Consider the following 25942-nt stretch of genomic DNA (forward strand, 5'->3'; position numbering starts at 1 on the left):
GCGGCCGCGGGGCGGGGAAGTGTTTTGGGGAGGTCTTTTCCCGGCGCGCGGACCGGGCAGCGTATATCATGGAGGGGCCGCCTGGTCGGGTGGCGGGAGGTTGGAGTATTGGACGGCCCGCGTACGCTCATAACCTGGAGGCCCAATATCTCCTGGGCCTCTTGGGCCCTGGCGGCGATTGTCGCCCTGGGCCTGGCGCTGCGCCTGTGGGGCCTGGACTGGCCGGCGGGCATGCATCCGGACGAGTGGGCCGCCGACATCATCGCCTCCTTTGCCCAAGGGCACTGGTACTATCCCCATCCGGTCATCTGGCACCAGGCCTTCTACCTGGTGGCCGGCTTTACCTACATCCCGGTCCAGATGCTTCTGGGCAAGCTCCTGGTGCTGCTGGGCCCGGCCTACGTCCAGGTTCCGGCCATCCCCTACCTGTTGTGGGGCCGCCTGTGGGTGGCCATCATGGGCGCGGCCAACGTCTGGGTCCTCTACGCCCTGGTCCGCTCGCTGGGGCTCAGCCGGGCCGCCGGGCTGGCCGGGGCGCTGCTGCTGGCGGTGAACCCCCTGCTGGTGGTGCACAGCCACTACCTCACCGTGGACGTGCCCCTGGCCCTGGCCGTGACACTGGGCCTGTGGGCCGGGGTGCGCCTGTATCAAGACCCCCGCTGGTGGCGCTATCTGGTGGCCGGGCTGGCCTTCGGCCTCACCCTGACCACCAAGGCCAACGGCGGGGTGATCCTCTTCGCCTTTGTCACCGCCCATTTGGCCGTGGTCTGGGAGCGGCGGCCGCGCTGGCCGCGCTGGTTGCTGGGCCAACCCGCCCTGTTCGCCTTGGGCGGGGTGTTGGGCATGATCGCCGGCTATCCCGGATTTTTGCTGGCCAAGGACAACCCCCTGTTCAAGTACGCCGAGCAGGTGCACAACTTCACCCGGCCCCACTTCGCCGAGCACATCTCCTTTTTCAACAGCCCCCTGGGCGACCGCCTGGTGTGGTCGGCCCACACCATCGGCGACGCCATCGGCTGGGAGCTGGTGGCGCTGTTCGCCCTGGGCCTGGCCTTGGTCCTGTGGCGGCGCTACCGCGCGGCGTGGGTGGTGGCCGCCTACCCGCTGTTCTACTACTTCCCCTATCTGTTCATCTCCCACCGCCTGGCCGAGCGCGACCTGACCAGTATCGTGCCGCCGTTGATCTGCCTGGCCCTGCTGCCCCTGGCCTGGGCCGTGGGCCAGGTGCCGCGCCGGGGCAAGAGCGCCGTGTGGGCCCTGGCCGCCTTGGCCCTGATGGTCCACCCCCTGGGGCGCACCGTCTCCGGGGCCTACCTGTTTTGGCAGGAAGAGACCCGGATTTCGGCCGACCGCTGGGCCGGGGCCGACCTGCCGCCCTCGGCCCGCCTGTTCCAAGGCGGCTACGGCGTGCCCCAGGTGGCCCGATCCACCGCGTTCTATCATTCGCAAAACCTGGCCGATTACGAGGGCCAGGACAATTTCGTGCTGATTTCCTCCAGCGACGCGGATCGCTATTTCTTCCAGTGGGCCAAGATTCCCCGCAACCCAATGGGCCGCCTGCTGGACGGTTTCGCCAAATGGCAGCTGGTCAAGGAATTCGACCTGGGATATGACCAACCGGCGGACAAGCTGCCCGGCCGCTTCAAGTATCCGGTGTTCGTGGACCCCTATCTGCGCTTCTATGCCGCCCGGCCATCCCTGGAGCAGACCCAGAGCCTGGGTCTGGAACGGCCGCCTTCCATCGCCCCCGCGCCCTACGCGGTGGTCTACACCAACCACCGGGCCTACAGCGCCGACGGCGCCACGGCCCTGGTGAGAGGACCGGGCCGCGCGGTGCGGGTGTTGCGTCCGCCCCAGCCCCTGTTGGCGGTGGGGGTGGTACTGGTGAACCTGGGCGGTAAGCCGGTGAGCCTGAAGCTGGAGCAGGGCCCGCGCAAGCAGCGGCTGCGCCTGGAGCCGGGGCAGCGCGAGGTTTTCACGGACCGGCCCCTGAGCTGGCCCCCGCCCGTGGAGCGGGTCTATCCCTACACCCTGTGGGTGGAGGGCCCCGGCCCGGTGGTCCTGCGCCTGCTGGGCGATCCCCTGGGCCTGGGCCTGCGCTGCCTGGAGCAGGGGCGTTGGGAGTTGGCCGAGCGCTTGCTGGAGCAGGCTCATGCCGCCCGTCCCGCGGCCCTGTTGCCCCGGGCCTTGCTGGCGGCGGCCCTGCTGGAGCAGGGCAGGGTGCAGCCCGCCGGGCTCTTGCTGGAGGGACAGGCCCCGGCCCAGGAGCGCCTGGCCGCCCTGGTTTTGGACTCGTCCTCCGATCCCCAGTGGCTGGAGCATCTGGCCGACTGGGCCGGTCTCTATCCCGACCTGCTGGCCAATTCCCTCACCCGGAGCTACCCGGCCCAAGCCCTGGAACCGGGCCAGGACGGGAAAGCGCGCCGGGAACACCCTTCTTTTGATTTCGAGGCTTGGCCAGCCAAGGGCGGCAAGGGCCGGGGGGAGCGCTTTTCCCTCAAGGAGCCTTGGCCCACCTGGCCCCTGTCGCTGCGCCTGCGCCTGAGCCGTCCCGACCCGGCCCAGGCCCCGGCCCAGCCCCTGGGCGAGCTGGTGGCCACGGCCAAGGGACCGCGGGGGGAGGATTTACTGGTACGCCGGGAGATCAGCCCCGAGGACCTGGGCGAGGGCACCCGGCGGCGGACCCTGGAGATGGCCTTGCCCGCCGCGGGACCGGACCGGCTTTGGAGTTTCGAGCTACGCTGCCCTCCAGGCTCCAACCTGCATTTGGACGGGGTGGAGCTGCGGGTGGCGGTCCGGCCCCAGTTGGCCCGCCTGGCCCGCTGGGCCTTCTGGGCCCAAGGCGAGCTGATGCGCCGCCAGGGGCGCCCGGCCATGGCCGCGGCCATGCTGGCCTGGGTGGAGCGCCTGGACCCGCTTTTCGCCCCCGGCCTCACCAGCCAAGTGCGGGCCCTGCTGGCCAGCGGCCAGCCCGAGGCGGCCCTGAGCCGTCTGAAAAAAGCCCAGTCCGAGCTGCCCCGAGGGAGCGAGCCGCGGGCCTGGGTTGAAGGGGAGCTGAAAAAGCTTGCCATCAAAGGGAGTTCTCCCGCCCCCGCGCCCCGCTAGCCCCCTTGTCTCCCCGAAACGGCGGTCGCATTGCCAACGCCCCGCCACCTCTATATAATTCCGAGTCATGCAACGCGAGATCAACAGCTTGGGTCAAGAGTCCTGGGACCTGGTAATAGCGGGCGGCGGCATCTATGGCGCGGCGGCCCTGTGGGAGGCCTCGCGCCGTGGCCTCAAGGCGGTTCTGCTGGAGGCCGACGACTTCGGCGGGGCCACCAGCGCCAACAGCCTCAAGGTGATCCACGGCGGTTTCCGCTACCTGCAGTCCATGGACCTGGCCAGGGTGCGCCTGTCCGCCGCCGAGTTGGTGGCTCTGATGCTCATCGCCCCCCACCTGGTCAGCCCCTTGCCTTGTCTGGTGGCCACCAAGGGCTTGGGCAAGCAGGGCCGCCCCGCCTTCGCCGTGGCGCTGGCCCTATACAACTACCTGACCGGGCACGAAAAACTGCGCGGCAAGCTGGTGAGCAAGTCCGAGTTGTCCCGCCACTTCGCCCTGTGCCCCCCGCCGGGCTGCAGCGGGGGGGTGCTGTGGCACGATGGCCTGGTGCACGACTCCGAGCGCCTGGGCCTGGGCTATCTCCTGGCCGCCGGCGAGTTGGGCGGCCGGGCGGCCAACTACACGCGGGTTACGGGCCTGCTGCAGGAAAACGGCCGCGTAGTGGGGGTGCGGGCCGTGGACGAACTGGGCGGCGGCGAGCTTGAGGTGCGGGGCAAGGCGACGCTCGTCACCTCCGGGCCCTGGACCATGGAGCTGGCCGGGCAGGCCGAGCAGCCCCCGGCCTTGGCCTCGGCCCTGAACCTGGTGGTGCGCCGTTCTTATAGCGACGCGGCGGTGGGTTTGCGCTCGCTCACCGGCAAGGCGGACGATCCAGTGTGTGGGGGGCGCCGCTTTTTGTTCATGGTGCCCTGGCGCGGCCACACCATATTGGGCACCGCCTACCGGATTTGGCCCCAGGGGGCCGCGCCCGCCGGACCCGGCCACGCGGAGTTGCTGGCCCTGCTGGCCGAGTTCAACGCGGCCTGCCCCGAGCTGGAGCTCACTCCCGGCGATATCGCCGCCTACCACTGGGGCCGGGTGCCCCTGGAACGTCCGGGCCAGTCTCCGGTGGGCGGCGGCCTGGCCAGCAAGCGCCGCCTGGCCGAGCGGCCCGGCCTGATCGCGGTGAGCGGGGCCAAGTACACCACCGCCCGGGCGGTGGCCGCCGAGGCGGTGGTGCGGGCCTGCGCTCAACTGGGACGCGAGGCCCCGGAGCTGCCCTTGGCCCCGGTGTGGGGCGGCGAGACTGAGCCTGCCCAACTGTCCGCCGGGTTGCGCCCCGAGGCCGCGGCCCATCTGCGGGCCCAATACGGCAGCAAGGCCGGGGAGGTGGCCGCCTGGGCCCAGGACGACGCTTCCCTGCTGGAGCCCCTGGCCCCGGACACCCCGGTGCTGGGCTGCGAGGTGGTGCAGGCCCTGGAGGCGGAGATGGCCCAGAGCCTGGCCGACGTGAGCCTCCGGCGCACCGTGCTGGGCAAGACGGGCCGCCCCTCCGAGGCCGCCCTGGCCGCCGCGCTGGCCATCATGGCCCCCCGCCTGGGCTGGGACCAGGCCCGCCAAGAGGCTGAAAGCCAAGCGGCCCTGCGGCCCTACGAGATCCTGGAGGGCCTGGCATGAGCCCCGCTCGGCGCGAAGACTGCGACCTGGTCACCGCCAGCCAGGAATACGCGCGGCGCTTCAGCGGGGCGGTGGGGGACTACTTCCTGCAGGTGCAGACCGCGCGCACCCTGGAGCTGCTCGCCCCCTGGCCCAAGGGCAAGGTCTTGGACGTGGGCGGGGGACACGCCCAACTGGCCGGGCCCCTGGTCCGGGCCGGCTACCAGGTCACCGTGGCCGGCAGCAGCGAGGCCTGCAACCAACGCCTGGAGGGCTTGCTGCCCCGGGGCTCCTATGCGTTTCAGGCCGTGGACCTGATGAATATGCCCTGGCCGGACAAGAGCTTCGACCTGGTGCTCAGCTTCCGCATGCTCACCCACGTGGCCGATCCGGCGGGCTACGTGGCCCAGCTCTGCCGCCTGGCCAAGCGGGCGGTGGTGGTGGACTACCCGGCCAAACAGAGCTTCAACCTGGTGGCCGACTCGTTGTTCAAGGCCAAAGAGTCCCTGGACGACAACCAGCACACCCGGCCCTTTGTGAGCTTTTGGGACTCCGAGGTGGAGGAGTTGTTCGCGGCCCAGGGATTCGGCAAACCCGTACGGCGGAGGCAGCACTTCTGGCCCATGGCGCTGCACCGGGCCCTGGGCTCGGGCGGCTTCACCAAGGCGGCCGAAGGCCTGCCCCGCGCCCTGGGGCTCACCGCCCTGTTGGGCTCGCCGGTGATTATCAGAATGGAGCGCCTGTCATGAAAATTCTGCTGCTGGCGCCGCACCCCTTTTTCCAGGAACGGGGCACCCCCATCGCGGTGCGCCTGTTGGCCACCGAACTGGCCGCCAAGGGCCACCAGGTGGAGATGCTTTGCTACCACGAGGGCGAAGATATTGAGATGGAGGGGGTGACGATCCACCGCATCGCCCCGCCGTCCTGGGTGCGCGACGTGCCGCCCGGCCCCTCCTGGCAAAAGGTGGTTTGCGATCTATATATGTGGCAAGAAGCCAAACGCCTGGCCCGCAGCGGGCGCTTCGATCTGGTGCACGCGGTGGAAGAGGGGGCCTTCATGGCCCTGCGCCTGCGCAAGCTCTACGATCTGCCCTATATCTACGACATGGATTCGTGCATGTCCGGCCAGATCGCCGACAAGCTGCCCATGGCCAAGAGCCTGGCCCGGTTGTGGGCCCTCTGGGAGGCCGCGGCGGTGCGCCGAAGCGCCGGGGTGGTGGCGGTGTGCCAGTCCCTGGTGGAGGTGGCCCAGGCCCACGACCCCGAGGTGCCGGTGTGCCGCCTGGAAGACGTGAGCCTTTTGGATCAGTGCGGCGAACCTCCCGGCGAACGTTTGGACCTGGACGGTCCGGTGATCATGTACGTGGGCAACCTGGAATCCTACCAGGGCATTGACCTGCTGCTGGAGGCCTTCGCCCTCACCGCGGAAAAGCACCCCCAGGCCCACCTGGTGGTCATCGGGGGCGCCGGCAAGGACATATCCAAATATCGGCGCGAGGCCTTTGCCCTGAACCTGTCGGGCCTGACCCACTTTTTGGGGCCGCGCCCGCAGTCCCAACTGGCCTACTTCCTGGAGCAGGCCGACATCCTGGTGAGCCCGCGCATCCAGGGGGAAAACACCCCCATGAAGATCTACTCCTACCTGGACTCGGGCCGCCCCCTGGTGGCCACCCGCCTGCCCACCCACACCCAGGTGCTGGACGACGGCATCAGCCTGTTGGTGGAGCCCAACGCCGAGGCCATGTCCCGGGGTTTCAACCAGCTTCTGGAACACCCCGAGCAGGGCCAAACTCTGGCCCTGGCGGCCAAGGAGCGCGTGGACAGCCAATACAGCCTGGAGGCCTACCGCCGCAAGCTGAGCGACTTCTACCATGGCGTGCAAGAGGCCCTGGGGCGCGGGGAGCGCCGTTGAGCGGGGAGCAGGCAGGCTGGGCCCTGGAGCTGTACCAACGCTCGGTGCTCAAGCAGCAGAAGTTCGCGGGCATCCAGTCCCTGCTGGGCGACACCGCCGGCAAGCGCTGCCTGGACATCGGGGCGGACAACGGGGTGGTGAGTCTGCTCTTGCGCCGGGGCGGCGGCGACTGGTCCAGCGCGGACCTGGCCCCCGAGGCGGTGGCCAGCATCCGCTCCCTGGTGGGCGGCCGGGTGGAGCGGATCGACGGCGGCCCCACCCCCTTCGCGGATCGGGAGTTCGATCTGGTGGTGGTGGTGGATTTCTTGGAGCACATACCAGACGACCGGGGATTCGCGGCCGAACTGGGACGCATCCTCAAACCCGGCGGGCGGCTCATCGTCAACGTGCCCCGCGAGCCCCGCTGGTCGCTGGTTTGGCCCCTGCGCCACGCCATCGGCCTCACCGACCAGTGGCACGGCCATCTGCGCCCCGGCTACCGGGAAGATAGCCTGGCGGCCCTGCTTAAGCCCTGGTTTGAGGTCACGGCGGCGCGCACCTATTGCAAGACTTTCTCCGAGCTGTTGGACACGGCGCTCAATTTTGGGTATGTCATCAAAAAACGCGGCCAGGGCGAGGGGGGCTCCACGGCCAAGGGCACGGTGGTGACCCAGGCCGACTGGCAAAAAGGCGGCGCGGGAGCCATGAAGGCCCTGTATCCGGCCATGCGGGCCTGGACCGCCCTGGATGGGCTTTTGCCTTTTTTCAAGGGATATCGCCTGATCGTGCAGGCGACGCGCGGGAGTGATTAATGAAGATTTTGGTGACCGGCGGCACCGGCTTTACCGGTTCGGCCATGGTTAAAAGGCTCATCTCCCTGGGGCACGAAGTGGTGGCCCTGGACTACAAGGAAGGCCTCATCCCCCAGAACCTCCGGGAGGCCGGAGCCGAGGTGCACATCGGCTCGGTGACCGACAAGGACCTGGTGGAGCGGGCCATGCAGGGGGTGGAGATGGTCCACCACCTGGCCGCCGCCTTCCGCGAGCTCAACGTGCCCGAGAGCTTTTACGACGAGGTGAACACCGGCGGCACCCGCAACGTCTTCGAGGCGGCGGTGCGCCACGGGGTGCGCAAGGTGGTCTATTGCTCCACCTGCGGGGTGCACGGCAACGTGGACAATCCCCCCGGGGGCGAGGACGCGCCCATCCAGCCGGCCGACTACTACCAGCAGACCAAGTACAACGGCGAGGTGGTGGCCCGGGAGTTTTTCGCCCAGGGCATGAAGACCACCATCCTCCGGCCCGCGGCCATCTACGGCCCCGGCGACCCGGAGCGCTTCTTCATGATCTACCGCCGGGTGGCCAAAGGGGTGTTCCCCATGTTCGGCTCGGGCAAGACCTTGTACCACCCGCTGTACATCGACAACCTGGTGGACGCCTTCCTCCTGGCCCAGGAGGAGGACAAGGGCCTGGGTGAGGCCTACCTCATCGCCGACGAGCACTTCTATCCCATCGAAGAGCTGGTCAAGCGGGTGGCCAAGGCCATGAACAAGCCGGTGAAGATACCCCACTACCCGGTGTGGCCCCTGGTGGCCGCCGGGCACGTGTTCGAGAAGGTGTGCAAGCCCTTTGGGATCACCCCGCCCATCTTCCCCCGCCGGGTGGACTGGTACCGCCAGAACCGGGCCTTCAAGATCGACAAGGCCAAGGCCGAGCTGGGCTACGCCCCCAAGGTGGGCATCGACGAGGGCCTCGCCAACACCTACAAGTGGTACCAGGAGATGGGCTACCTCCAATGAGGGCGAGCTAGGCCATGCCCACCCCCCTGGGCCACGCCCTGGCCGGTATGGCCGCCGGGACCGCGGCCAGCGGCGGGCGCACCATCCTGGGACCGGTCAAGGATCTGGTGTTCTTCGCGGGCTTCGGGGTGCTGGCCGACGTGGACTTTCTGCCCGGCCTCATTTTGGGCGACGGAACGGGCTGGCACCGGGGGGTGAGCCACTCGATCGTGGCCGCGGTGGCGGCGGGGCTGTTGGCCTGGCTGTGGTTCCGGCGCCGGCCGGGGGGCGGCTGGCTGGCCCTGGGGGCCCTGGCCGCCTATGCCAGCCACATCCTGCTGGACTATCTCAACGTGGACACCAGGCCCCCCTTTGGGATACCCTTGCTCTGGCCCTTTTCCCAGGAGTATATGCTGGCCCATCATGCTATATTTCCTGATGTTAAGCGCCACGCGCTCACCTGGGCCATCGTAAGACACGACCTGATGACCGTGGCCTGGGAAACCCTGTTGCTGGGGCCCCCCATGTTGGCGGCCCTGCTGTGGCGGAAGATCAAGCGCCGCCAAAGCGAAGGACGAAACTAAGTGGACCTGTCAGTCGTCGTACCGATATTCAACGAGAGCGCCAACCTGGAGGCCCTGCACCAGGAATTGCAAGAGGCCCTGGAGCCCCTGGAGCTGGACTATGAGGTGATCTACGTGGACGACGGCTCCCGGGACGACAGCTTCGCCATCCTGGCCCGCTTGGCCCAGTCCCAGCCCCGCGACGTGGTGGTGCGCCTGCGCAAGAACTTCGGCCAGACGGCGGCCATGAGCGCGGGCTTCGACCATGCCCAGGGCAAGGTCATCGTGACCATGGACGGGGATCTGCAAAACGACCCCCGCGACATCCCCAAGCTGCTGACCAAGCTGGCCGAGGGATACGACATCGCGGCGGGCTGGCGCTTCAACCGCCAGGACAAGTTCCTCTCGCGCAAGCTGCCCTCCAAAATGGCCAACGGGCTCATCAGCCTTATCACCAAGGTGAAGCTGCACGACTACGGCTGCACCCTCAAGGCCTTCCGGGCCGAGGTGATCCAGAACGTACGCCTCTACGGCGAGCTGCACCGCTTCATCCCGGCCATCGCCTCGCTCATGGGGGTGAACATCGCCGAGGTGAAGGTGAACCACCGGGCCCGCAAGGCGGGCAAAAGCAAGTACGGCATCGGCCGCACCCCCCGGGTGCTCTTGGACCTGATCACCGTCAAGTTCCTGTTGTCCTACTCCACCCGGCCCATCCAGATTTTCGGGCTGTGGGGGCTTATCGCCTTTGGGGCGGGCTTTGTCATGGGACTCTACTACACCTGCCTGAAGTTCTTCGCCGGGGTGCCCCTGTGGGGCAAGCCCGGCTTATTCCTGGCGATCCTGCTGTTGTTCATCGGTGTGCAGCTCATCTGCATCGGCCTGTTGGGCGAGATGCAGGTGCGCACCTATTACGAGGCCCAGGCCAAGCCCATCTACGCCGTACGCCAGAGGATTAACTACACGCCGAACCGGCGGGACTGATCTTCCCAGGGGAGCCCCGGGCTCCCCGCGAGGACCGCGCCTTGAAACTCATCTACGATCTCAGGCTGTTGACCGGCCAGATGCACGGCATGGCCCGCTATGCCCTGGAGCTGCTAAGGGCCCTGCTGGACGCGGAGCCCGAGTTGGGGGTGGGCGCCCTGGTGCGCAAGCCCGAGCACGCCCGTCTGCTGCCCGCGGACCCGCGGGTGGTGGCCATCGCCGCCAACCTGGCCCCCTACGGCCTGGGCAGCCAGATGAACCTGCCGCGCATCCTGGGCGGCCTGAAGCCCGACATTTACCACTGCCCCTTTTACGCTCCGCCCGCCCGCTACAACGGCCCCATGGTCTTCACCATCCACGACCTGATCCACCTGCGCTTTCCCAAGGACCACGGCCTGCGTCACCGCCTGTTCTATTTGTGGGTGGTGGCCCCGGCGGCCAAGCGGGCCGGAGCGGTGTTCACCCCCAGCGCCCACTCCAAGCAGGACCTCATCGACCTGATGGGGGTGCCCGAGGGCAAGATAGTCATCACTCCCAACGCGGCGAGCCCGGCCTTCCGGCCGCCGGCCAAGGGGGCCGCCCCGCCCGCCGGTCTGCCCGCCCGCTACATCCTGGGAGTGGGCAACCCCAAGCCCCACAAGAACCTGGGCGCCCTGGTCCAGGCCCATCAACAGTTGCGGCGCAACCCCCCGGGAGGGGTGGAGGTGCCGCCCTTGGTGGTGGTGGGGGTGGGGCCGGGCGAGGCCGTCTGGGCCAAGCCCAGCGACGAGCTGGTGCTGCTGCCCTCCCTGGACGACGCCGACTTGGCCCTGGCCTATGGCCTGGCCCGGGCGGTGGTGGTGCCCTCGCTCTACGAAGGCTTCGGCCTGCCCGCCCTGGAGGCCCTGGCCTGCGGCGCGCCGGTGTTGGCCGCCGATCGCGCCTCCCTGCCCGAGGTGGTGGGCTCGGCCGGGCTGTTGGTGGAGCCGGACGCCGAGTCCCTGGCCGAGGGGCTTCGGAGCTTACTGGGTGATTCGGCCCTGGCCCAGCGCCTGCGCCAGGCCGGGCCCAAGCAGGCGGCCACGTTTTCCTGGGCCCGCACGGCCAAAACCACCCTGGCCACTTACCGCAAGGTGGCGGCGAGGTGGCGATGAATTTCTCGGCCATGCCGCCGTCCCTGAGCGGGGTCAGGGTGGTGCTGGTGCACGATTGGCTCACCGGCATGCGCGGCGGGGAAAAGGTGCTGGAGGCCCTGTGCCGCCTGTTCCCCTCGGCCCCGCTCTACACCCTGTTGCACCTGCGCGGTTCGGTGGGCGGCGTCATAGAGCAGCGGACCATCCGCACCTCCTTTTTGCAGCGCATGCCCCTGGCGGCCAAGCGCTACCGCCACTATCTGCCCCTGTTCCCGGCGGCGGTGGGCTCGCTCAAGCTGCCGCCCTGCGACCTGGTGGTCTCAACCAGCCACTGCGTGGCCAAGGCGGTGCGCCCGCCCCGGGGCTCGGTGCACGTCAGTTATCTGCACACCCCCATGCGCTACATCTGGGACATGTACGCCGACTACTTCGGCCCCGGACGGGGCGGGGCGGCCCGCTACGTCATGCCCCTGTTGCGCGGCCGCCTGCAGCGTTGGGACGTGGCCACCTGCGGCCGGGTGGACCATTTCCTGGCCAACAGCCGCCACGTGGCCCGGCGCATCGAGCGCCATTACGGGCGCCGGGCCCAGGTGATCCACCCCCCGGTGGACTCCGGGCGCTTCGCTCCGGTGGCCCGGGTGGAAGACTACTACCTGGTGGTCAGCGCCCTGGTGCCCTACAAGCGGGTAGACCTGGCCATCCAGGCCTGCAACCGGCTGGGACGCCGCCTGGTGGTGGTGGGCGCCGGTCCGGAGAAGGCCCGGCTTCAGTCCCTGGCCGGCCCCAACGTGGAGTTTTTGGGCTGGGCCGGCGACGAGCACCTGGCCGACCTCTACGCTAGGGCCAAGGCCTTCCTGTTCCCCGGCGAGGAGGACTTCGGCATCACCCCCCTGGAGTCCATGGCCGCCGGACGCCCGGTGGTGGCCTATGGCCGGGGCGGGGCCCTGGAGACGGTGGTGGGCCTGGACGATGCCCAGGGCCGGCCGCCCACCGGGGTGTTTTTTGACCGGCAGGAGGTGGAGGATCTGGTGGGGGCCATGAGCCGCCTGGAAGCGGACCTGGAGCGCTTCGAGCCCCAGGCCCTGGCCGAGCGCGCGGCCCAGTTCGACACCAAGGTTTTCATGCGCCAAATGAGCGCCTACTTGTCCCAGGCCCTGGCCGCCCCGGCCGTTGACCAGGCCGGGGAGCGATGATAGATTTTTCCCGAGGGCCGCTGTTATAGGCGGCCCCATAGTTTTTTAGGCCGTTATTTTTTCGGGAGGAGCCCGTGCAGGTTCTGATCATCGGCGCCGGCGAGGTGGGATTCCACACCGCGCTCCGGCTGTCCCACGAAGGCCACCGGGTGGTGGTGGTGGACAGCCTGCCCGAACGGGTGCGCCAGATATCCGAGCAGATGGACGTGCAGACCCTGGTGGGTCAGGGGTCCAGCCCGGCGGTGCTTCGGACCGCCGGAGTGCACAAGGCGGACCTGGTGCTGGTGGTCACCAACAGCGATGAGGTGAACCTGGCCGCCTGCCGCTTCGCCCGCCTGCTGGCCCCGGCGGCCACCCTGATCGCCCGCATCCGCAGCACCGACTACCTGGACTTTTTCGAAGAGGTGGGCGCGGCCAGCCTGGACGTGGACACGGTGATCAACCCCGAGCGGGAGGTGGCCACCCAGATCATGCAGTTTTTGGCGGTGCCGGCGGCCAGCAGCGTGGCCGACTTCGCCGGGGGCATGGTCAAGATGCTGGGCCTCAAGATTCCTCCCACCTGCCCCAACGTGGGCCATCCCCTGAGCGAGCTGCGCATCGCCGGGGGGCCGCGCTACCTGGTGGTGGCCATCGAGCGGGCCGGCAAGGTCATCATCCCCCGGGGCGACGACGTGATCCTCTCCGACGATCTAGCCTACGTGGTCACCCGCGGCGAGAACATCGACCTGGTGGTGGAGCACTTCGGCCTGCAAAGCCAGCCGGTGCGCAACCTGGTGGTGGTGGGCGGCGGGTCCATCGGCCGCCTGGTGGCCCAGTGGGCCCGCGAGCGGGGCATCAAGATCCGCATCATCGAGAAAAACGAGGCCCGCTGCGAGGCCTTGGTGGATCAGCTGGAGGACGTCACCGTGCTCAACGGCGACGGCACCGACCTGAGCCTGTTGGAAGAGGAAAACGTGGGCGCGGCCGACGTGTTCGCGGCGGTGACCGACGACGAGGAAGACAACGTGCTCATCGCCCTGCTGGGGCGCAAGATGGGCGCGCGCCGCACCATCGCCCGGGTGGCCCACCTGGGCTACGTGCCCCTGGTCAGCTCCCTGGGCCTGGACCTGGTGGTAAGCCCGCGCTTCGCGGCGGTGGGCGCCATCCTGCGCCACCTGAGGGCGGGCAAGGTCTTGGCCGTGGCTCCCCTCAAGGACGAGGACACCGAGGTCATCGAGGTGGAGGCCCAGGAAACCAGCGAGTTGGTGGGCAAGCCGCTTAGTCAGGTCAAACTGCCCCAGGGTTCTCTGGTGGCCGCGGTCATCCGGGGCGAGGAGGTGGAGATCGCCACCGGCGACACCGTGGTGCACCCCGGCAACCGCCTGGTCATCTTCGTCACCCGCAAGGTGCTCAAGAAGGTGGAAAAGCTTTTAACCGTGCGTTTGGAGTATTTTTAGCCTTGGGCTTGGCCGTCGTCCTATCTCTGCTGGGGGTCTTGTGCATGGGCGTGGGGCTGTTCATGCTCCTGCCCCTGGGGGTGGCCCTCCTCTACGGCGAGAACACCTGGCACGCCTTCGCCGGGGGAGCCTTTGCCAGCCTGGTATTGGGCGCGGTGCTGTTCTGGCTGTTCCGCGACAAGGACACCCGGGAGATGAACCACCGCCAAGGCATGGCCATCGTGGGCATCTCCTGGGCCGTGGCCGGGCTCTTGGGCGCGCTGCCGTTTTACTTAAGCGGCGAGTTCGCGGGCTTCGGCGACGCGGTGTTCGAGTCGGTGTCGGGCTTTACCACCACCGGGGCCAGCGTGCTCACCAACGTGGAAGGCTGCTCCAAGGGGGTCTTGTTCTGGCGGGCCCTGACTCACTGGCTGGGAGGCATGGGCTTCATCGTGCTTTCCGTGGCCATCCTGCCCTTCGTGGGGGTGGGCGGCATGCAGTTGTTCAAGGCCGAGGTGCCCAGCCCCACTCCGGATCGCCTGGCCCCGCGCATCACCGACACGGCCAGCGTGCTGTGGAAGGTCTACGCGGTGATAACCGCCGCCGAGGTGGCCCTTTTGATGCTCGGGGGCATGGATTGGTTCGACGCCACCTGCCACGCCTTCGCCACCATGGCCACCGGCGGCTTCTCCACCAAAAACACCTCCATCGCCGCCTTCAACAGCAGCTACATCGAGGTGATCGTCACCATCTTCATGATCCTGGCGGGCATGAACTTCACCCTGCATTTCCAGATGATGTGGCAGCGCCGCTGGAGCGCCTGGTGGCGCAACGAGGAATGGCGCACCTACATGTACCTGTGGCTGGGCGCGGCCCTGGTGGGCGCCATGGCCTTGGCCTTCATCTCGCAATACGGCGTGTGGGAATCCATTCGCCTGGCCGCCTTCCAGAGCGCGACCATCCTCACCACCACCGGCTTCGCCACGGCAGACTACTGCCTGTGGCCCGCGGTGGCCGTGGCTCCCCTGGTGGTGCTGATGTTCATCGGCGGCTCGGCGGGCAGCACCGGCGGCGGGCCCAAGGTGATGCGCCTGATGGTGGTGGCCAAACAGATCCAGGCCGAGCTCAAGCGCCTGGTGCACCCGAGGGTGGTGGCCCCGGTGCGCCTGGAGCACCACTCCCTGGACCGGGGCATCGTGGCCTCGGTGTGGGGCTTTCTGGGGGCCTACTTCTTCTGCTTCGTGCTGGTGGCCCTGCTGCTCACGGCCATGGACCTGGACCTGACCACCTCCTTCTCCGCCTCCATCGCCTGCCTGGGCAACATCGGCCCCGGCCTGGGCTCTGTGGGCCCGGCGGGCAACTACTCTCAGATCCCCCTGTTGGGCAAGTGGCTGCTGTCGCTGGCCATGATCGTGGGGCGGCTGGAAGTCTATACCGTTCTTATTCTTTTCCTGCCCGAGTTCTGGCGAGATTAGGCCGCAGACCCAGCCAGGCGGCGGGATACTTCGTTGCCGCCGACGCTCAGACCCCGCTGTAGGTCGTGCTACAGCTGCGGTCTTCGCTAGGCGGACGCCTCGTCTGCCGTCGCCTGGCTGGGTCTCCGGTGCCGCGCCAGGCGGCGGGATACGTCGTTGCCGCCGGGCGGCGGGAAACTATGCCTGGGGCGATTGCCCCAGTTGCCGCCGCACCAGGCGCAGGGCTTCCTTGCGGATCAACCCGCTGAAGGGGCCGATGAGACTCCAGTACAAGCGGAAGTAGCGCCGGGCTTGGGGGCCCAGACACCGCACCCTGGTTTCGGTGCTGAGAAGGCAAGCGCCGCCGGGCCTGGGTTCGGCCAGAAAGTTCATGGCCATCTTGGCGTAACCGGGGCGGGCGAATTCCATGAACTCGGCCGGACCGATCCGGCACAACTCGGCCGTGGGCAGCCAGAAGCGTCCAGCCATGCCCACCACCAGTTCCCGGCCCGGCTCCTCGCCCAGGACCGTGAAACCAGGCTTTTGCGGGTCGGCCTGGGTGAGCTTGATCTTGGCGCTGCCCAAACCGCGCAGCAAGACCAACCAGCGCACCAAAGGTGATTGGCTCCAGTCCAGGTCCAAAATTAAGGGGTAAACCCGTTCCGGCGGGGCAGGGAAAAGGGCCTGGTAGCGGGCGCGCACATCATAAACAGGAACAAAGTCGTCCAACAGCTTGGCTTGACTCGCATGTTTCGGGCAGGCCGTGGGTTGGGCTAAGCAGTTCGCCGACACGCCGGGTCACTGCCCGCGCGTGCGCTAAGGCTGAGCTCACGCTTACCCGGGAGGGGCCACGCCGACATGATAGCCATTTGGCCGGGGAAGGGAAATAAAATCGCGCCTTAGCGCACCGCCAGCGCCGGCGACATGTCCAGATTCTCCCGCACCGCCTGGTGCAAGGCCAGCCGGCTTATCTGTTCACGCGGGCCCAGGTAGGGCAGGGCGCCCATGAAGGGGGTGCCGCTGTACTCGTGGATCAGGGCGTGGTTCTCCTTGATGGAGGGGTCGCCCGGGTCGGCCGGTTGGGTGAAGCTAAACACGAAGCCCAGCACGTTCAGGTCTGCCTGGCGCAGGGCCTGGATGGTCAGCAGGGTGTGGTTGATGGTGCCCAGGCCGGGCCGGGCGGCCACCACGACCGGCAGGCCCAGCTCCACGGCCAGTTCCCGGAAGGTGGCGCCCGGCGCGATGGGCACCAGCAGGCCGCCCACCCCTTCGATGACCCCGAACTCCTGCCCCGCCAAAAACTCCCTACAGGCGGCCACCGAGGCGGCCAGGGACAGCTCCACCCCTTCTTCCCGGGCGGCGGCCAGGGGCGACAGCGGGGCGCGCAAACACACCGGGTTCAGGCTGGACAGCGGCTCCTCGAGCCCCACCAGGCGGTGCAGCAGGGCCACGTCCGGGCTCATCGGCCCGCCGGGGCCCATGGCGCACTCGCTGGCCAGGGGCTTGAGGTAGCCCGCCGGGACGCCCGCCTGGCGCAGGCCGGCCACCAGGGCGGCCGAGACCATGGTCTTGCCCGCGTCGGTGTCGGTGCCGACGACCACCACTCCCTTGTGACTCATAGCCCCGCCTCCCGCGCGGCGTCCGCCAGGGCCTGGGCCGCCTGCTCAATGTCCGATTCCTGGTGGGCGGCGGTGACGGTCAGCCGGATGCGGCTGGCCCCCTCGGGCACCGTGGGCGGGCGCACCGCCGGGGCGAAGATTCCCCGCTCCCAGAGGCCCTCGGCCAATTGCAGGGAGGCCTGGGCGCTGCCGGTGAGTACCGGCACGATGGGCCCGGCCCGGCCCACGCTGGTGAGCCCGGCCTCGGCCAACCGGCGGCGCAGCAGGGCGCTCAGGGCGCACAGATGCTCCCGCCGCCAGGGCTCGGCGTCCACCAACTCCAGCCCGGCCAGGGCCACCGCCGCCTGGGCCGGGGGCGGGGCGGTGGAGTAGAGCAGGGAACGGGCTCCGTGCACCAGGGCCTCGATAACCTCCGGCGCCCCGGCCGCGAAACCGCCCAGGCCGCCCAGGGCCTTGCTGAAGGTGCCGGCCATGACCACCTGGGGCTCGGGTTCCAGGCCGTAATGCTCCAGGGTGCCCCGGCCGGTGGCCCCCCACACCCCGGTGGCGTGGGCGTCGTCGATGACCAACAGAGCGTTTTGCCGCCGGGCCGCGGCCAGCAGCTCCGGCACCGGGGCCAATTCGCCGTCCATGGAAAACACCCCGTCGCTGACCAGCAGCTTTACCCGGTCCGCAGGCCCCTGGGCCAAAAGCTCCTCGGCCCGGGCCGCGTCGCCATGAGGGAAGACCGCCACCTGGGCGCGGGAAAGACGGCAGGCGTCGATTAGGCTGGCGTGGTTGAGCGCGTCGCTGACGATGAGGTCGCCCTCGCCGGCCAGGGTGCTCACCACCCCCAAGTTGGTCATGTAGCCGGTGGGGAAGAACAGGGCCGCCGGGGCGTGCTTGAAGCGGGCGATGGCCCACTCCAGCTCGAGGTGCGACTCCAGGGTGCCGGAGATGAGGCGGCTGGCCCCGGAGCCGGTGCCGCAGGCGGCGGCCGCCTCCTGGGCCGCGGCGGCCAGGCGGGGGTGCCCGGCCAGGCCCAGGTAGTCGTTGCTGGCCATCAACAGGCAGCGCCGCCCGCGCACGGTGACATGGCGGCCGCAGGCGGGGCCCACCGAAACCAGGCGGCGGGTTAGCCCCACGGCCTGTTTGGCGGCCACCCGGTCTTTAAGAATTTCAAGAACCGGTCGCTCGCCCATGCTCAGGCCTCGGTGACCTCGGCGATGGCCCGGCCCAGGGCGCCCAGCAACAGGTCGATGTCCTGGGTCGTGCTGCTGAGCGGCGGCATGAGCACCACGCTGTCGCCCAGGGGACGGATGATCACTCCGTGGTTGCGGGCGGCCATGATCACCCGGTGGCCCATGCGCTCCCCCGGCTCGTAGGAGGTGTCCGTGGCCTTGTCGGCGCTGAGCTCCACCGCGGCCATGAGCCCGTGCCGGCGCACCTGGACCACGTGATCCAGGGCCGCGATCTTGGCTAGACCTTGGGCGAAATGGGCGATGACCGGGGCGGTGCCCGCCACCACCTGGTTCTTTTCCATCAGCTCCAGGCTGGCCAGGGCGGCGGCGCAGGCCAGGGGGTTGCCGGTGTAGGTATGGCCGTGGAAAAAGGTCTTGAACTCGTCGAACTCGCCCAAAAAGGCCTCATACACCCGGTCGGTGGCCATGGTGGCGGCCAGGGGCAGCACCCCGCCGGTGATGCCCTTGCCCAGGCACATCAAATCCGGCTCCACCCCCTCCTGCTCGCAGGAGAACAGGCTGCCGGTGCGGCCAAAGCCGGTGGCCACCTCGTCGGCGATGAAAAGCACGTCGTGCTTGCGGCAGATCTCCCACAAACGGCGCACGTAGCCTTCTGGCTGCACGATGATGCCCGCCGCGCCCTGCACCCGGGGCTCCACGATCAGGCCGCAGATCTCGTCGCCGTGCTCGGCCAGGATGGGCTCCAGGGCCTCGGCGCAGGCCAGGCCGCAGGCCGGGTGGGTCAGGCCCAGGGGGCAACGGCGGCAAAAGGGCTGGGGCAGGCGGTGCACCGGGAAGAGCAGGGGGCCGTAGACCTGGTGGAACAGCTCGATGCCGCCCACGCTCACCGCGCCGATGGTGTCGCCGTGGTAGGCCTCGCCCAGGGCCACGAAGGTCTTCTTTTCCGGGCGGCCGCTCTGCTGCCAATACTGGTAGGCGATCTTGAGGGCGATCTCCACCGCAGTGGAGCCGCTCTCCGAGTAAAAGGCCTTGTTGAGTTGGCCGGGGCAGACGCGGGCCAGCTCGGCGGCCAGACGGGCGGCCAGGGGGTGGGTCAGGCCCAGCAGGGTGGAGTGGTCCAAGCGCTCCAGCTGCTCGCTGATGGCCCGTTTGATGGCCGGGTGGTTATGCCCGTGCACCGTCACCCACAGGGAGCTGACCCCGTCGAAGTAGCGCCGGCCCTCGCTGTCGATCAGGTAGTTGCCCTCAGCCCGCTCGATGACCAGGGGCGGCTCGCCGGGCCAGAGCCGCATCTGGGTGAAGGGGTGCCAGAGGTGGTCGAAGTCCTGCTGCAAGATTTCCTGGGTGTCGCTCATGTCCTACTCGCTGAAAAGCCTGGCCGCGGGCCTGAGGCCCAGGGCGGCCAGGTCGTGAATGTCCTCTTGGGGCTGGCGGCCTTCGGTGGTTAGGTAGTTGCCGATCATGGTGCCCCCGGCCCCGGCCAGGTACATCAGGGGGGCCAGGCTGCCCAGCACTTGCTGGCGGCCGCCGCAGGTACGCACCACCGCCTGGGGGTTGAGCAGCTTGAACACCGCCACCGTGGCCAGGGCCTCCAGCGGCCGGAGCGGCGCGCGCTCGGCCATGGGAGTGCCGGGGATGGGGGTGAGGAAATTCAGGGGGATGCTCTGGGGGGCCAGCTCGGCCACCGCCGCGGCCAGTTCCACCCGCTCCTCCGGGGTCTCGCCCAGGCCCACGATGCCGCCCACGCACACCTCCAGTCCCGCGGCCTGGGCCGCTTTGACCGTGTCCACCCGGTCCTTGAAGGAATGGGTGGTGCAGATGCGCGGGAAAAAGCTGGGCCCGGCCTCCAGGTTGTGGTGGTAGCGCACCAGCCCGGCGTCGGCCAGGCGCCTGGCCCGAGCCTCGTCGATGAGCCCCAGGCTGGCGCAGGGGGCGATGACCTGCTCGTTGGTAAGCACCTCCACGGCCCGGCAGATCTCGTCCAGGGCCGCCCCCTGGGGGCATTCCCGGCCGCTGGTGACGATGCCGAAGCGCTGGGCCCCGGCCTGGGCCGCGGCCCGTCCCCGGCGCACCATCTCCTCGGCGCTCATCAGCGGATACACCTCGGCCTGCCCCTGGTGATGGGCGCTCTGGGCGCAAAAGGCGCAGTTTTCCGAACAGTGGCCCGAGCGGGCGTTGACGATGGCGCAGAACTCCACCGTGTCGCCCTCGTGCGCGGCCCTCAGGCGGCCGGCGGCGGCCATGATCTGGCCCAGGGCGGCCAGGTCGTCGGTTTGCAGCCAGGCGGCGGCCAGGGAGGGCTCCAGGGGAGCGCCGTCCATAACCTCCCGTATTGCTTTGCTTGTTTGCTGGGAAATATCTTCAGGCACGATTGTCAACCTCATTTGATAAACGGTTGACAATCTACCAGCCAAATAGGAGGTTGGCAAGGGCGATCAAGCGGTTGCGCGGGCTAGGCCAGGACCTCCCAGTCCAGCAGGCTCACGTCGCCGTGGTGGATGGGGCTGACCTTGCCCCCTTCTTCTTCCAGGAGCAGGGCCCCTTCCGGGGCGAAGCCCACCGCCTTGCCCCGGCGCACGGCTTGGCCCTCGCGCACCGTGACCTCCAGGCCCAGGATCAGGGAACGCCGGGCGTATTCCCGGGCCAGTTCCTCGCCGCCTCCGGCCATGAACTCCTCATGCAGGGCGCTCATCTCTCCCAGGATCTGGGCCAGCAGGGTGGCCCGGTTCCAGGCATGGCCCGTGGCGGCGGCCAGGCTCATGGCCGGCTGGTCCAGCCCGGCCAGCCACTGGGCGTCCTGGTTCACGTTGAGCCCCACCCCCACCACGGCGTATTCCACCGCCTCGGCCCGGCTGGTGAACTCGGTGAGCACCCCGGCCAGCTTCTTGCCCTCCAGGTACACGTCGTTGGGCCACTTGATGGCCGCGTCCACCCCGCCGTGTTTTTGCAGGGCCCGGCACACGGCCAGGGAGATGAGGTTGTTCAGGGCGAAGACCCGCCGGAGCCCCAGGCTGGGCCGCAGGATCAGGGAGAAGAGCAGGGCGCTGCCCTTGGGGGCCTGCCAGCGCCGGTCCAGGCGGCCCCGCCCCGCGCTCTGGTGCTCGGCCACCAGGCAGGCGCCGTGGGGAGCCCCGGCCTCGGCCTGGCGGCGGGCCTCCAGGTTGGTGGAGTCTATCTCGTCGAAGTGGATCAGGGGCAGGCCCAGGGAGCCGGGGGCCAGGCGCGCCTCCACCATGGCCGGCAAGAGCAGCGGCGGCTCGCTCACCAGGCGGTAACCCCGCCTCGGCGCGGCCTCGATCTCCAGGCCCTGGGCCCGAAGCGAGGTGACCACCTTGGCCACCGCCGCCCGGCTGATGCCCAGGCGCTGGGCCATGTCCTGGCCCGAGCGCTCGCCGTTGCCCCTTAGCAGCAGGCGCAGCACCTGTCCGGCGGTGGTGGCGGGCCCTTCGCTCAAAGCGGCCGTTCCAGGGCGGCCAGCACCGCGTGGTTGAAACCGGCCGGACCGGCCAGAGGCTCCTTGGTCAGCCCTTCCAACTCCACCGGGGCGTGGCTGCCGTCGGGGCGGGCCACCAAGACCGGCCGCTCCACCGCCTGGAACATGCTCAGGTCGTTGGGCGCGTCGCCCAGGGCCATGGTCACCAGGTCGGGATCGCGCTTGGCGTAGAGCACCGAGAGCAGGCGCACCGCCTTGCCCTTGTCGCCCCCGCCCAGCAGATGCCAGAAGCGGCCCCCCTGGGTAAGCTGCAGGCCCGCCTCCTCGGCCGCCCGCACCAGGGCCTCTCCCGCCGCTTGGTCGGCCGGGGGCAGGATGGGTTCGTTGAACTCGCGGCGGCGGGCCTGGGCCGCCTGCTCCTTGCTCAGGCCGGTGAGCTTGGCCACCTCGTGGTCGCTCATCTCGCTGAAGCCCTGGAGCCTCAGCTGGTCCTTGAATACGGCCATGCGCTGGCGCACCTCGGCGATGGGCAGGCCGATCTCCAGAACCTTCCAGCCCCCGCCCGCCTCGATCCAGTGCTCGCCCTTGACCACCGGGTTGCCCTCGGGCGCGAAGACCCCGCCCCCGTTCTCGGCGATGATGGGCGCGTCCAGGCCCAACTCGGCGTGCAGGGGGATCATCTCGGCCCGGGTCTTGGAAGAGCACAGCACCAGCGCGAGGCCCCGCTTTTTGATCTCGTCCAGGGCGGGCAGGGCCGGTTGATAGGAATAGGTGTGGTGATCCAGCAGGGTCCCGTCCAAGTCGCTGAAGATCACCAAACCCATGTCTTAGTCCTTTCCGTGCAGATGCTCGTTGACCAGCTTCATGGCGCAATACTTGCCGCACATGGTGCAGACCTCCTCTTCGCCGGGAGGGCTGCCCGCGCGCATGGCCTTGGCGGTCTTGGGATCCAGGCACAGCTCGAACATGGCGTCCCAGTCCATGGCCTTGCGGGCTTGGGCCATGGCCCGGTCGCGGGCGATGGCCGCCTGGTTGCCCCGGGCAATGTCCGCCGCGTGGGCCGCGATGCGCGTGGTTATCACCCCTTCATATACATCATTGGGGCCGGGTAGGGCCAGATGTTCGCTGGGGGTCACGTAGCACAGGAAGTCGGCTCCGGCCCAGGCGGCCAGGGCCCCGCCGATGGCGCAGGCCACGTGGTCGTGCCCGGCGGCGATGTCGGTGACCAGGGGGCCCAGCACGTAGAAAGGCGCGCCGTGGCACAGGCGCTTTTGCAGCACCACGTTGGCCTGCACCTGGTCCAGGGGCACGTGGCCCGGGCCCTCGATCATCACCTGCACCCCGGCGTCCCAGGCCCGCTGGGTCAGGGCCCCCAGGGTGATCAGCTCGCTCACCTGGGCCCGGTCGGTGGCGTCGGCCAGGCAGCCGGGCCTCAGGCCGTCGCCCAACGACAGGGTTACGTCGTGCTTCTGGCAGATGTCCAAGAGGCGGTCGTATTGTTCGTACAGGGGGTTTTCCTGCTCATTGGCCAGCATCCAGCAGGTAAGGAAGGAGCCGCCCCGGCTCACCACGTCGGTGATGCGCCCTTCGGAGCGCAGGTGCTCCACGGCCGCCCGGGTCACCCCGCAGTGCACGGTCATGAAGTCCACTCCCTCGGCGGCCTGCTGCTCGATCACCCGGAAGAGATCCTCGGCGGTGATGTCGATGATGCCTCGGCCCTCGGCGGTGACCTCCACTGCGGCCTGGTAGATGGGCACCGTGCCCACCGGCACCGGGCTCAGATTGAGCACTTGGCGGCGCATGGCGGTCAGGTCGCCGCCGGTGGAAAGGTCCATCACCGCGTCGGCTCCCGCCTCCAGGGCGGCGGCCAGCTTTTCGGCCTCCTCGACCGGGTCGCAGCGGTCCGGGCTGGAGCCCAGGTTGGCGTTGACCTTCACGCTCAGCCCCTGGCCCACCCCGCGGGGCGCCAGGCTGGTGTGGCCGGGGTTGGCCGGAATGGCTATCTTGCCTTGGGCCACCAGCTCGCGGATGCTTCCCGCGTCCTGGCCCTCTTGGGCGGCGACTTGTTCCATGGCCGGGGTAATCTTACCGGCGCGGGCCGCCTGCAGTTGGGTTTCGCTCATGATCATGCTCCCTGGCCGGCCAAAAGCAGCAGCCGATCCACTATAGCGCCCGGATTACGGGCCAAAAGCCTGAGTACCGGCTCCTTGCCGGACTCGCCGCGGTCGAATATCACCTCGGGCACCTTGCCCAGGCGCCGAATAACTTCCGTGGTCCCCCATTCCAGGGAGGAGCCTTCCCTCTGCTTGACTTCAGGGGGCTCCTCGGCCCGGGAAAACTCGCCCACGCTCCAGCCCAGGGAGCGGGCCCGCTCCACCAGGGCCTCGTCGAAGCGGCAGGCCATGGCGGCGCGCATGTTGGGGTCCGCGGCCATGGCCGCCAAGACGATCTTGGCCACGTGACTGCTGGCCCCGGGGCGCACCGGACCGGCGGCCTTGAGGCGGGGCCCTATGTTGGTGATGCGCCCGGCCACGGCCAGCACATCTTGGGCCGAGACCGCACCGGGCAGGGCATAGCCCAGCTGGCCGCGTACCTCGGGGATCATCTCCCCCAGGCCGGACACCCCTTCCATGCGCTCGATGGCCGCGTCCATCTCGGCCAGGCAGGGACCCAGCTCCAGGCGCGGCCCCAGGTCGGCCAGGGCGTTCACCGGGCCGTGGCCGTGGCCCAAGACCAACCCTCCGGCAATGGCCCGGCGCACCAGCAAACGGGCCCGCTCCACCGCCGGGGCCAGCTCCCAGCCCTGGGCCAGCAAAGAGGCGATGGCCGTGGCCAGGGTGCAGCCGGTGCCGTGGGTGTGGGGGGTTTCGATGCGCGGGGCGCTGAAAAACAGGCTCTCGCGGCCGTCATAGAGCAGGTCGCCGGGCTCGCCCTGCAAATGGCCTCCCTTGACCAGGGCCGCCCCCGCTCCCAGGGCCACCAGCGCGGCCGCCGCGTCTTCCATGGCCGCGCGGCTGCGCACCTCGCGGCCTAAAAGGGCCTCGGCCTCGTCCAGGTTGGGGGTGACCAGGGTGGCCCGGGGCAAGAGCAGAAGCTTGAGCGCCTCCACCGCTTGGGGATCCAGCAAGACGCCGCCGCCCTTGGACACCATCACCGGGTCGACCACCACCGGAACCTTGGTAAGGCCCAGCAGCTTGGCCACCAGTTCCACCAGCTCGGCCGAGTGCAGCATGCCGGTCTTTACCGCGTCCATGCCGATGTCCTCGGCCACGGCGGCGAACTGCTGCTCCACAAAGTCCAGGGGCGTCGGGTGCACCGCGCGCACCTCTTTGGTGTTTTGGGCCGTCAGGGCGGTTATCACGGTCATGGCGTGGGCCCCCAGGGCCGCCGCCGCCTTCAGGTCGGCCTGAATCCCCGCGCCGCCGCCGCTGTCGGAACCGGCTATTATCAAGACCCTGGCTGGGGTCATGGTCAAACCTCCGTTAGAGCAAAAAACAAGGGCCGCCGTAGTTGGCGGCCCCGCTCGATCAGGGTGCTAATAAAGCTCCTTAAACGGGCGGGCCGTTCCCTACGCCGGGATTAACCGGATCAGGTTCAAGGGGTCGCTCCGCCTGGGCGTCGCTCTCAGCCTCGCATGAGGCACCCCCCGGCCCACGTAGCAACCCTATCAAGAGGCCGGTTGGTAGTCAATAAGGGTTCAAGTGTTGTCTTATCGTTTCTTGACGGCCATCCTGGCGGGTCATATAGTGGGGAACGTTGAACCCTTATCGGCACGTTTACCGGTGCCGGGCGGAGAAGATGCTGCCATGGGCTGGCTGCGCCCTGCGGAATATGTTGGCGGACAGTTTCTTCACTGGCTGGAAGAAGCCGGTGAACTGCTTCTTTTATTTCTGCAATCCGTCCTGTGGCTAATTCGTCCGCCCTTTCGCCTGCGCCTGATTTTCAAGCAAATGGAGTTCGTGGGCGTCGGTTCCCTGGGGGTCACCATCCTCACCGGAGCCTTTACCGGCGGGGTTTTCGCGCTGCAGACCTATCACGGTTTTTCCATGTTCGGGGCCGAAAGCCTGGTGGGCTCCACCGTGGCCCTGGCCCTTACCCGCGAGTTGGGCCCGGTGCTTACCTCCCTGATGGTCACCGGCCGGGCGGGCAGCGCCATGGCCGCCGAGGTGGGCACCATGCGGGTCACCGAGCAAGTGGACGCCCTGTACGTCATGGCGGTCAACCCGGTGCAATACCTGGTGGTGCCACGCATCGTCGCCTCGGTGGCCATGTTGCCGTTGCTCACGGTCATCGCCGATTTCGTGGGCATCGTGGGGGCCTATATGGTGGGGGTGGGCATGCTGGGCATCAACCACGGCATCTTCATCTCCAAGATCATGGAATACGTGGAGTTCTCCGACATCTCCATGGGCCTGGCCAAGGCTGCCTTTTTCGGCTTGATTCTTTCCCTGGTGGGCTGCTTCAAGGGCTTTTACACCTCCGGCGGCGCCGAAGGGGTGGGCCGGGCCACCACCCGGGCGGTGGTTTTGGGCAGCGTGCTGATCCTGGCCTCGGACTACGTGCTAACCGCGATTATGTTTTAGGA

At 68.7% G+C, this 25942-nt stretch carries 22 protein-coding genes and 1 riboswitch; of the genes, 13 read left to right on the forward strand and 9 right to left on the reverse strand.

Annotated elements, in window-relative coordinates; all coding sequences use genetic code 11:
* Window positions 1–108: 108 nt before the first annotated feature.
* From AACH32_RS07090 to AACH32_RS07145, 12 genes are all read left to right on the forward strand, one after another.
* Window positions 109–3105 carry a glycosyltransferase family 39 protein gene (locus AACH32_RS07090; protein ID WP_338606087.1) on the forward strand — a complete coding sequence of 999 codons (2997 nt, stop codon included), beginning with the start codon at window positions 109–111 and terminating at the stop codon, window positions 3103–3105.
* Between the two features lie 67 nt (window positions 3106–3172).
* The gene (locus AACH32_RS07095; protein ID WP_338606088.1) at window positions 3173–4759 is read left to right on the forward strand and encodes a glycerol-3-phosphate dehydrogenase/oxidase; all 1587 of its coding nucleotides are present in this window, start codon (window positions 3173–3175) and stop codon (window positions 4757–4759) included.
* The gene (locus AACH32_RS07100) at window positions 4756–5487 is read left to right on the forward strand and encodes a methyltransferase domain-containing protein (protein WP_338606089.1); all 732 of its coding nucleotides are present in this window, start codon (window positions 4756–4758) and stop codon (window positions 5485–5487) included. Before AACH32_RS07095 ends, AACH32_RS07100 begins: the two co-directional genes overlap by 4 nt.
* Window positions 5484–6650: a glycosyltransferase family 4 protein gene (locus AACH32_RS07105; RefSeq protein ID WP_338606090.1), complete on the forward strand. Its 1167-nt coding sequence runs from the start codon at window positions 5484–5486 to the stop codon at window positions 6648–6650. Before AACH32_RS07100 ends, AACH32_RS07105 begins: the two co-directional genes overlap by 4 nt.
* The gene (locus AACH32_RS07110) at window positions 6647–7441 is read left to right on the forward strand and encodes a class I SAM-dependent methyltransferase (RefSeq protein WP_338606091.1); all 795 of its coding nucleotides are present in this window, start codon (window positions 6647–6649) and stop codon (window positions 7439–7441) included. Before AACH32_RS07105 ends, AACH32_RS07110 begins: the two co-directional genes overlap by 4 nt.
* Window positions 7441–8427, forward strand: coding sequence for an NAD-dependent epimerase/dehydratase family protein (locus AACH32_RS07115; RefSeq protein WP_338606092.1), 987 nt, complete (start codon window positions 7441–7443; stop codon window positions 8425–8427). The genes AACH32_RS07110 and AACH32_RS07115 overlap by 1 nt, the downstream gene beginning before the upstream one ends.
* A 14-nt stretch (window positions 8428–8441) precedes the next feature.
* The gene (locus AACH32_RS07120) at window positions 8442–8990 is read left to right on the forward strand and encodes a metal-dependent hydrolase (RefSeq protein ID WP_338606093.1); all 549 of its coding nucleotides are present in this window, start codon (window positions 8442–8444) and stop codon (window positions 8988–8990) included.
* Window positions 8991–9950 carry a glycosyltransferase family 2 protein gene (locus tag AACH32_RS07125; protein ID WP_338606094.1) on the forward strand — a complete coding sequence of 320 codons (960 nt, stop codon included), beginning with the start codon at window positions 8991–8993 and terminating at the stop codon, window positions 9948–9950.
* 41 nt (window positions 9951–9991) lie between these two features.
* Entirely contained in the window at window positions 9992–11083 is a 1092-nt protein-coding gene (locus AACH32_RS07130; RefSeq protein ID WP_338606095.1) for a glycosyltransferase family 4 protein, read from the forward strand.
* A complete protein-coding gene (locus AACH32_RS07135) occupies window positions 11080–12255 on the forward strand; it encodes a glycosyltransferase (RefSeq protein ID WP_338606096.1) in 1176 nt (391 codons plus the stop codon). Before AACH32_RS07130 ends, AACH32_RS07135 begins: the two co-directional genes overlap by 4 nt.
* A 74-nt stretch (window positions 12256–12329) precedes the next feature.
* Window positions 12330–13691 (forward strand): Trk system potassium transporter TrkA, encoded by a 1362-nt coding sequence (trkA, locus tag AACH32_RS07140; protein WP_338606097.1) that lies wholly within the window; start codon window positions 12330–12332, stop codon window positions 13689–13691.
* 2 nt (window positions 13692–13693) lie between these two features.
* A complete protein-coding gene (locus tag AACH32_RS07145; protein WP_338606098.1) occupies window positions 13694–15145 on the forward strand; it encodes a TrkH family potassium uptake protein in 1452 nt (483 codons plus the stop codon).
* Between the two features lie 177 nt (window positions 15146–15322).
* On the opposite strand, the gene AACH32_RS07150 is transcribed toward AACH32_RS07145, so the two are convergent.
* The 9 genes from AACH32_RS07150 to thiD all read right to left on the reverse strand — a co-directional run bounded on the left by AACH32_RS07150 (window position 15323) and on the right by thiD (window position 24826).
* A complete protein-coding gene (locus tag AACH32_RS07150) occupies window positions 15323–15736 on the reverse strand; it encodes a hypothetical protein (protein ID WP_338606099.1) in 414 nt (137 codons plus the stop codon).
* Between the two features lie 287 nt (window positions 15737–16023).
* Window positions 16024–16743 carry a dethiobiotin synthase gene (gene bioD / locus AACH32_RS07155; protein ID WP_338606100.1) on the reverse strand — a complete coding sequence of 240 codons (720 nt, stop codon included), beginning with the start codon at window positions 16741–16743 and terminating at the stop codon, window positions 16024–16026.
* Window positions 16740–17924 carry an 8-amino-7-oxononanoate synthase gene (bioF, locus tag AACH32_RS07160; RefSeq protein ID WP_338606101.1) on the reverse strand — a complete coding sequence of 395 codons (1185 nt, stop codon included), beginning with the start codon at window positions 17922–17924 and terminating at the stop codon, window positions 16740–16742. The genes bioD and bioF overlap by 4 nt, the downstream gene beginning before the upstream one ends.
* A 2-nt stretch (window positions 17925–17926) precedes the next feature.
* Window positions 17927–19279: an adenosylmethionine--8-amino-7-oxononanoate transaminase gene (gene bioA / locus AACH32_RS07165; protein WP_338606102.1), complete on the reverse strand. Its 1353-nt coding sequence runs from the start codon at window positions 19277–19279 to the stop codon at window positions 17927–17929.
* Window positions 19280–19282: 3 nt separating this feature from the next.
* The gene (gene bioB, locus AACH32_RS07170; protein ID WP_338606103.1) at window positions 19283–20245 is read right to left on the reverse strand and encodes a biotin synthase BioB; all 963 of its coding nucleotides are present in this window, start codon (window positions 20243–20245) and stop codon (window positions 19283–19285) included.
* A 131-nt stretch (window positions 20246–20376) separates the two neighbouring features.
* On the reverse strand, window positions 20377–21378 hold the full coding sequence (locus AACH32_RS07175; RefSeq protein WP_338606104.1) for a biotin--[acetyl-CoA-carboxylase] ligase: 1002 nt from the start codon (window positions 21376–21378) through the stop codon (window positions 20377–20379).
* Window positions 21375–22181, reverse strand: coding sequence for an HAD-IIB family hydrolase (locus AACH32_RS07180; RefSeq protein WP_338606105.1), 807 nt, complete (start codon window positions 22179–22181; stop codon window positions 21375–21377). The genes AACH32_RS07175 and AACH32_RS07180 overlap by 4 nt, the downstream gene beginning before the upstream one ends.
* A 3-nt stretch (window positions 22182–22184) precedes the next feature.
* The gene (thiC, locus tag AACH32_RS07185; RefSeq protein WP_338606106.1) at window positions 22185–23480 is read right to left on the reverse strand and encodes a phosphomethylpyrimidine synthase ThiC; all 1296 of its coding nucleotides are present in this window, start codon (window positions 23478–23480) and stop codon (window positions 22185–22187) included.
* 2 nt (window positions 23481–23482) lie between these two features.
* Complete coding sequence (gene thiD / locus AACH32_RS07190; protein ID WP_338606107.1) at window positions 23483–24826, reverse strand: bifunctional hydroxymethylpyrimidine kinase/phosphomethylpyrimidine kinase; 1344 nt, start codon at window positions 24824–24826, stop codon at window positions 23483–23485.
* Between the two features lie 78 nt (window positions 24827–24904).
* Window positions 24905–25014, reverse strand: a riboswitch (TPP riboswitch).
* Between the two features lie 149 nt (window positions 25015–25163).
* On the opposite strand from thiD, the gene AACH32_RS07195 reads away from it, so the two are divergent.
* The gene (locus tag AACH32_RS07195) at window positions 25164–25940 is read left to right on the forward strand and encodes an MlaE family ABC transporter permease (RefSeq protein WP_338606108.1); all 777 of its coding nucleotides are present in this window, start codon (window positions 25164–25166) and stop codon (window positions 25938–25940) included.
* Window positions 25941–25942 lie beyond the last annotated feature (2 nt).

Origin of the sequence: Desulfoferula mesophila (genome assembly GCF_037076455.1) — a bacterium.
Taxonomy (GTDB): domain Bacteria; phylum Desulfobacterota; class Desulfarculia; order Desulfarculales; family Desulfarculaceae; genus Desulfoferula; species Desulfoferula mesophila.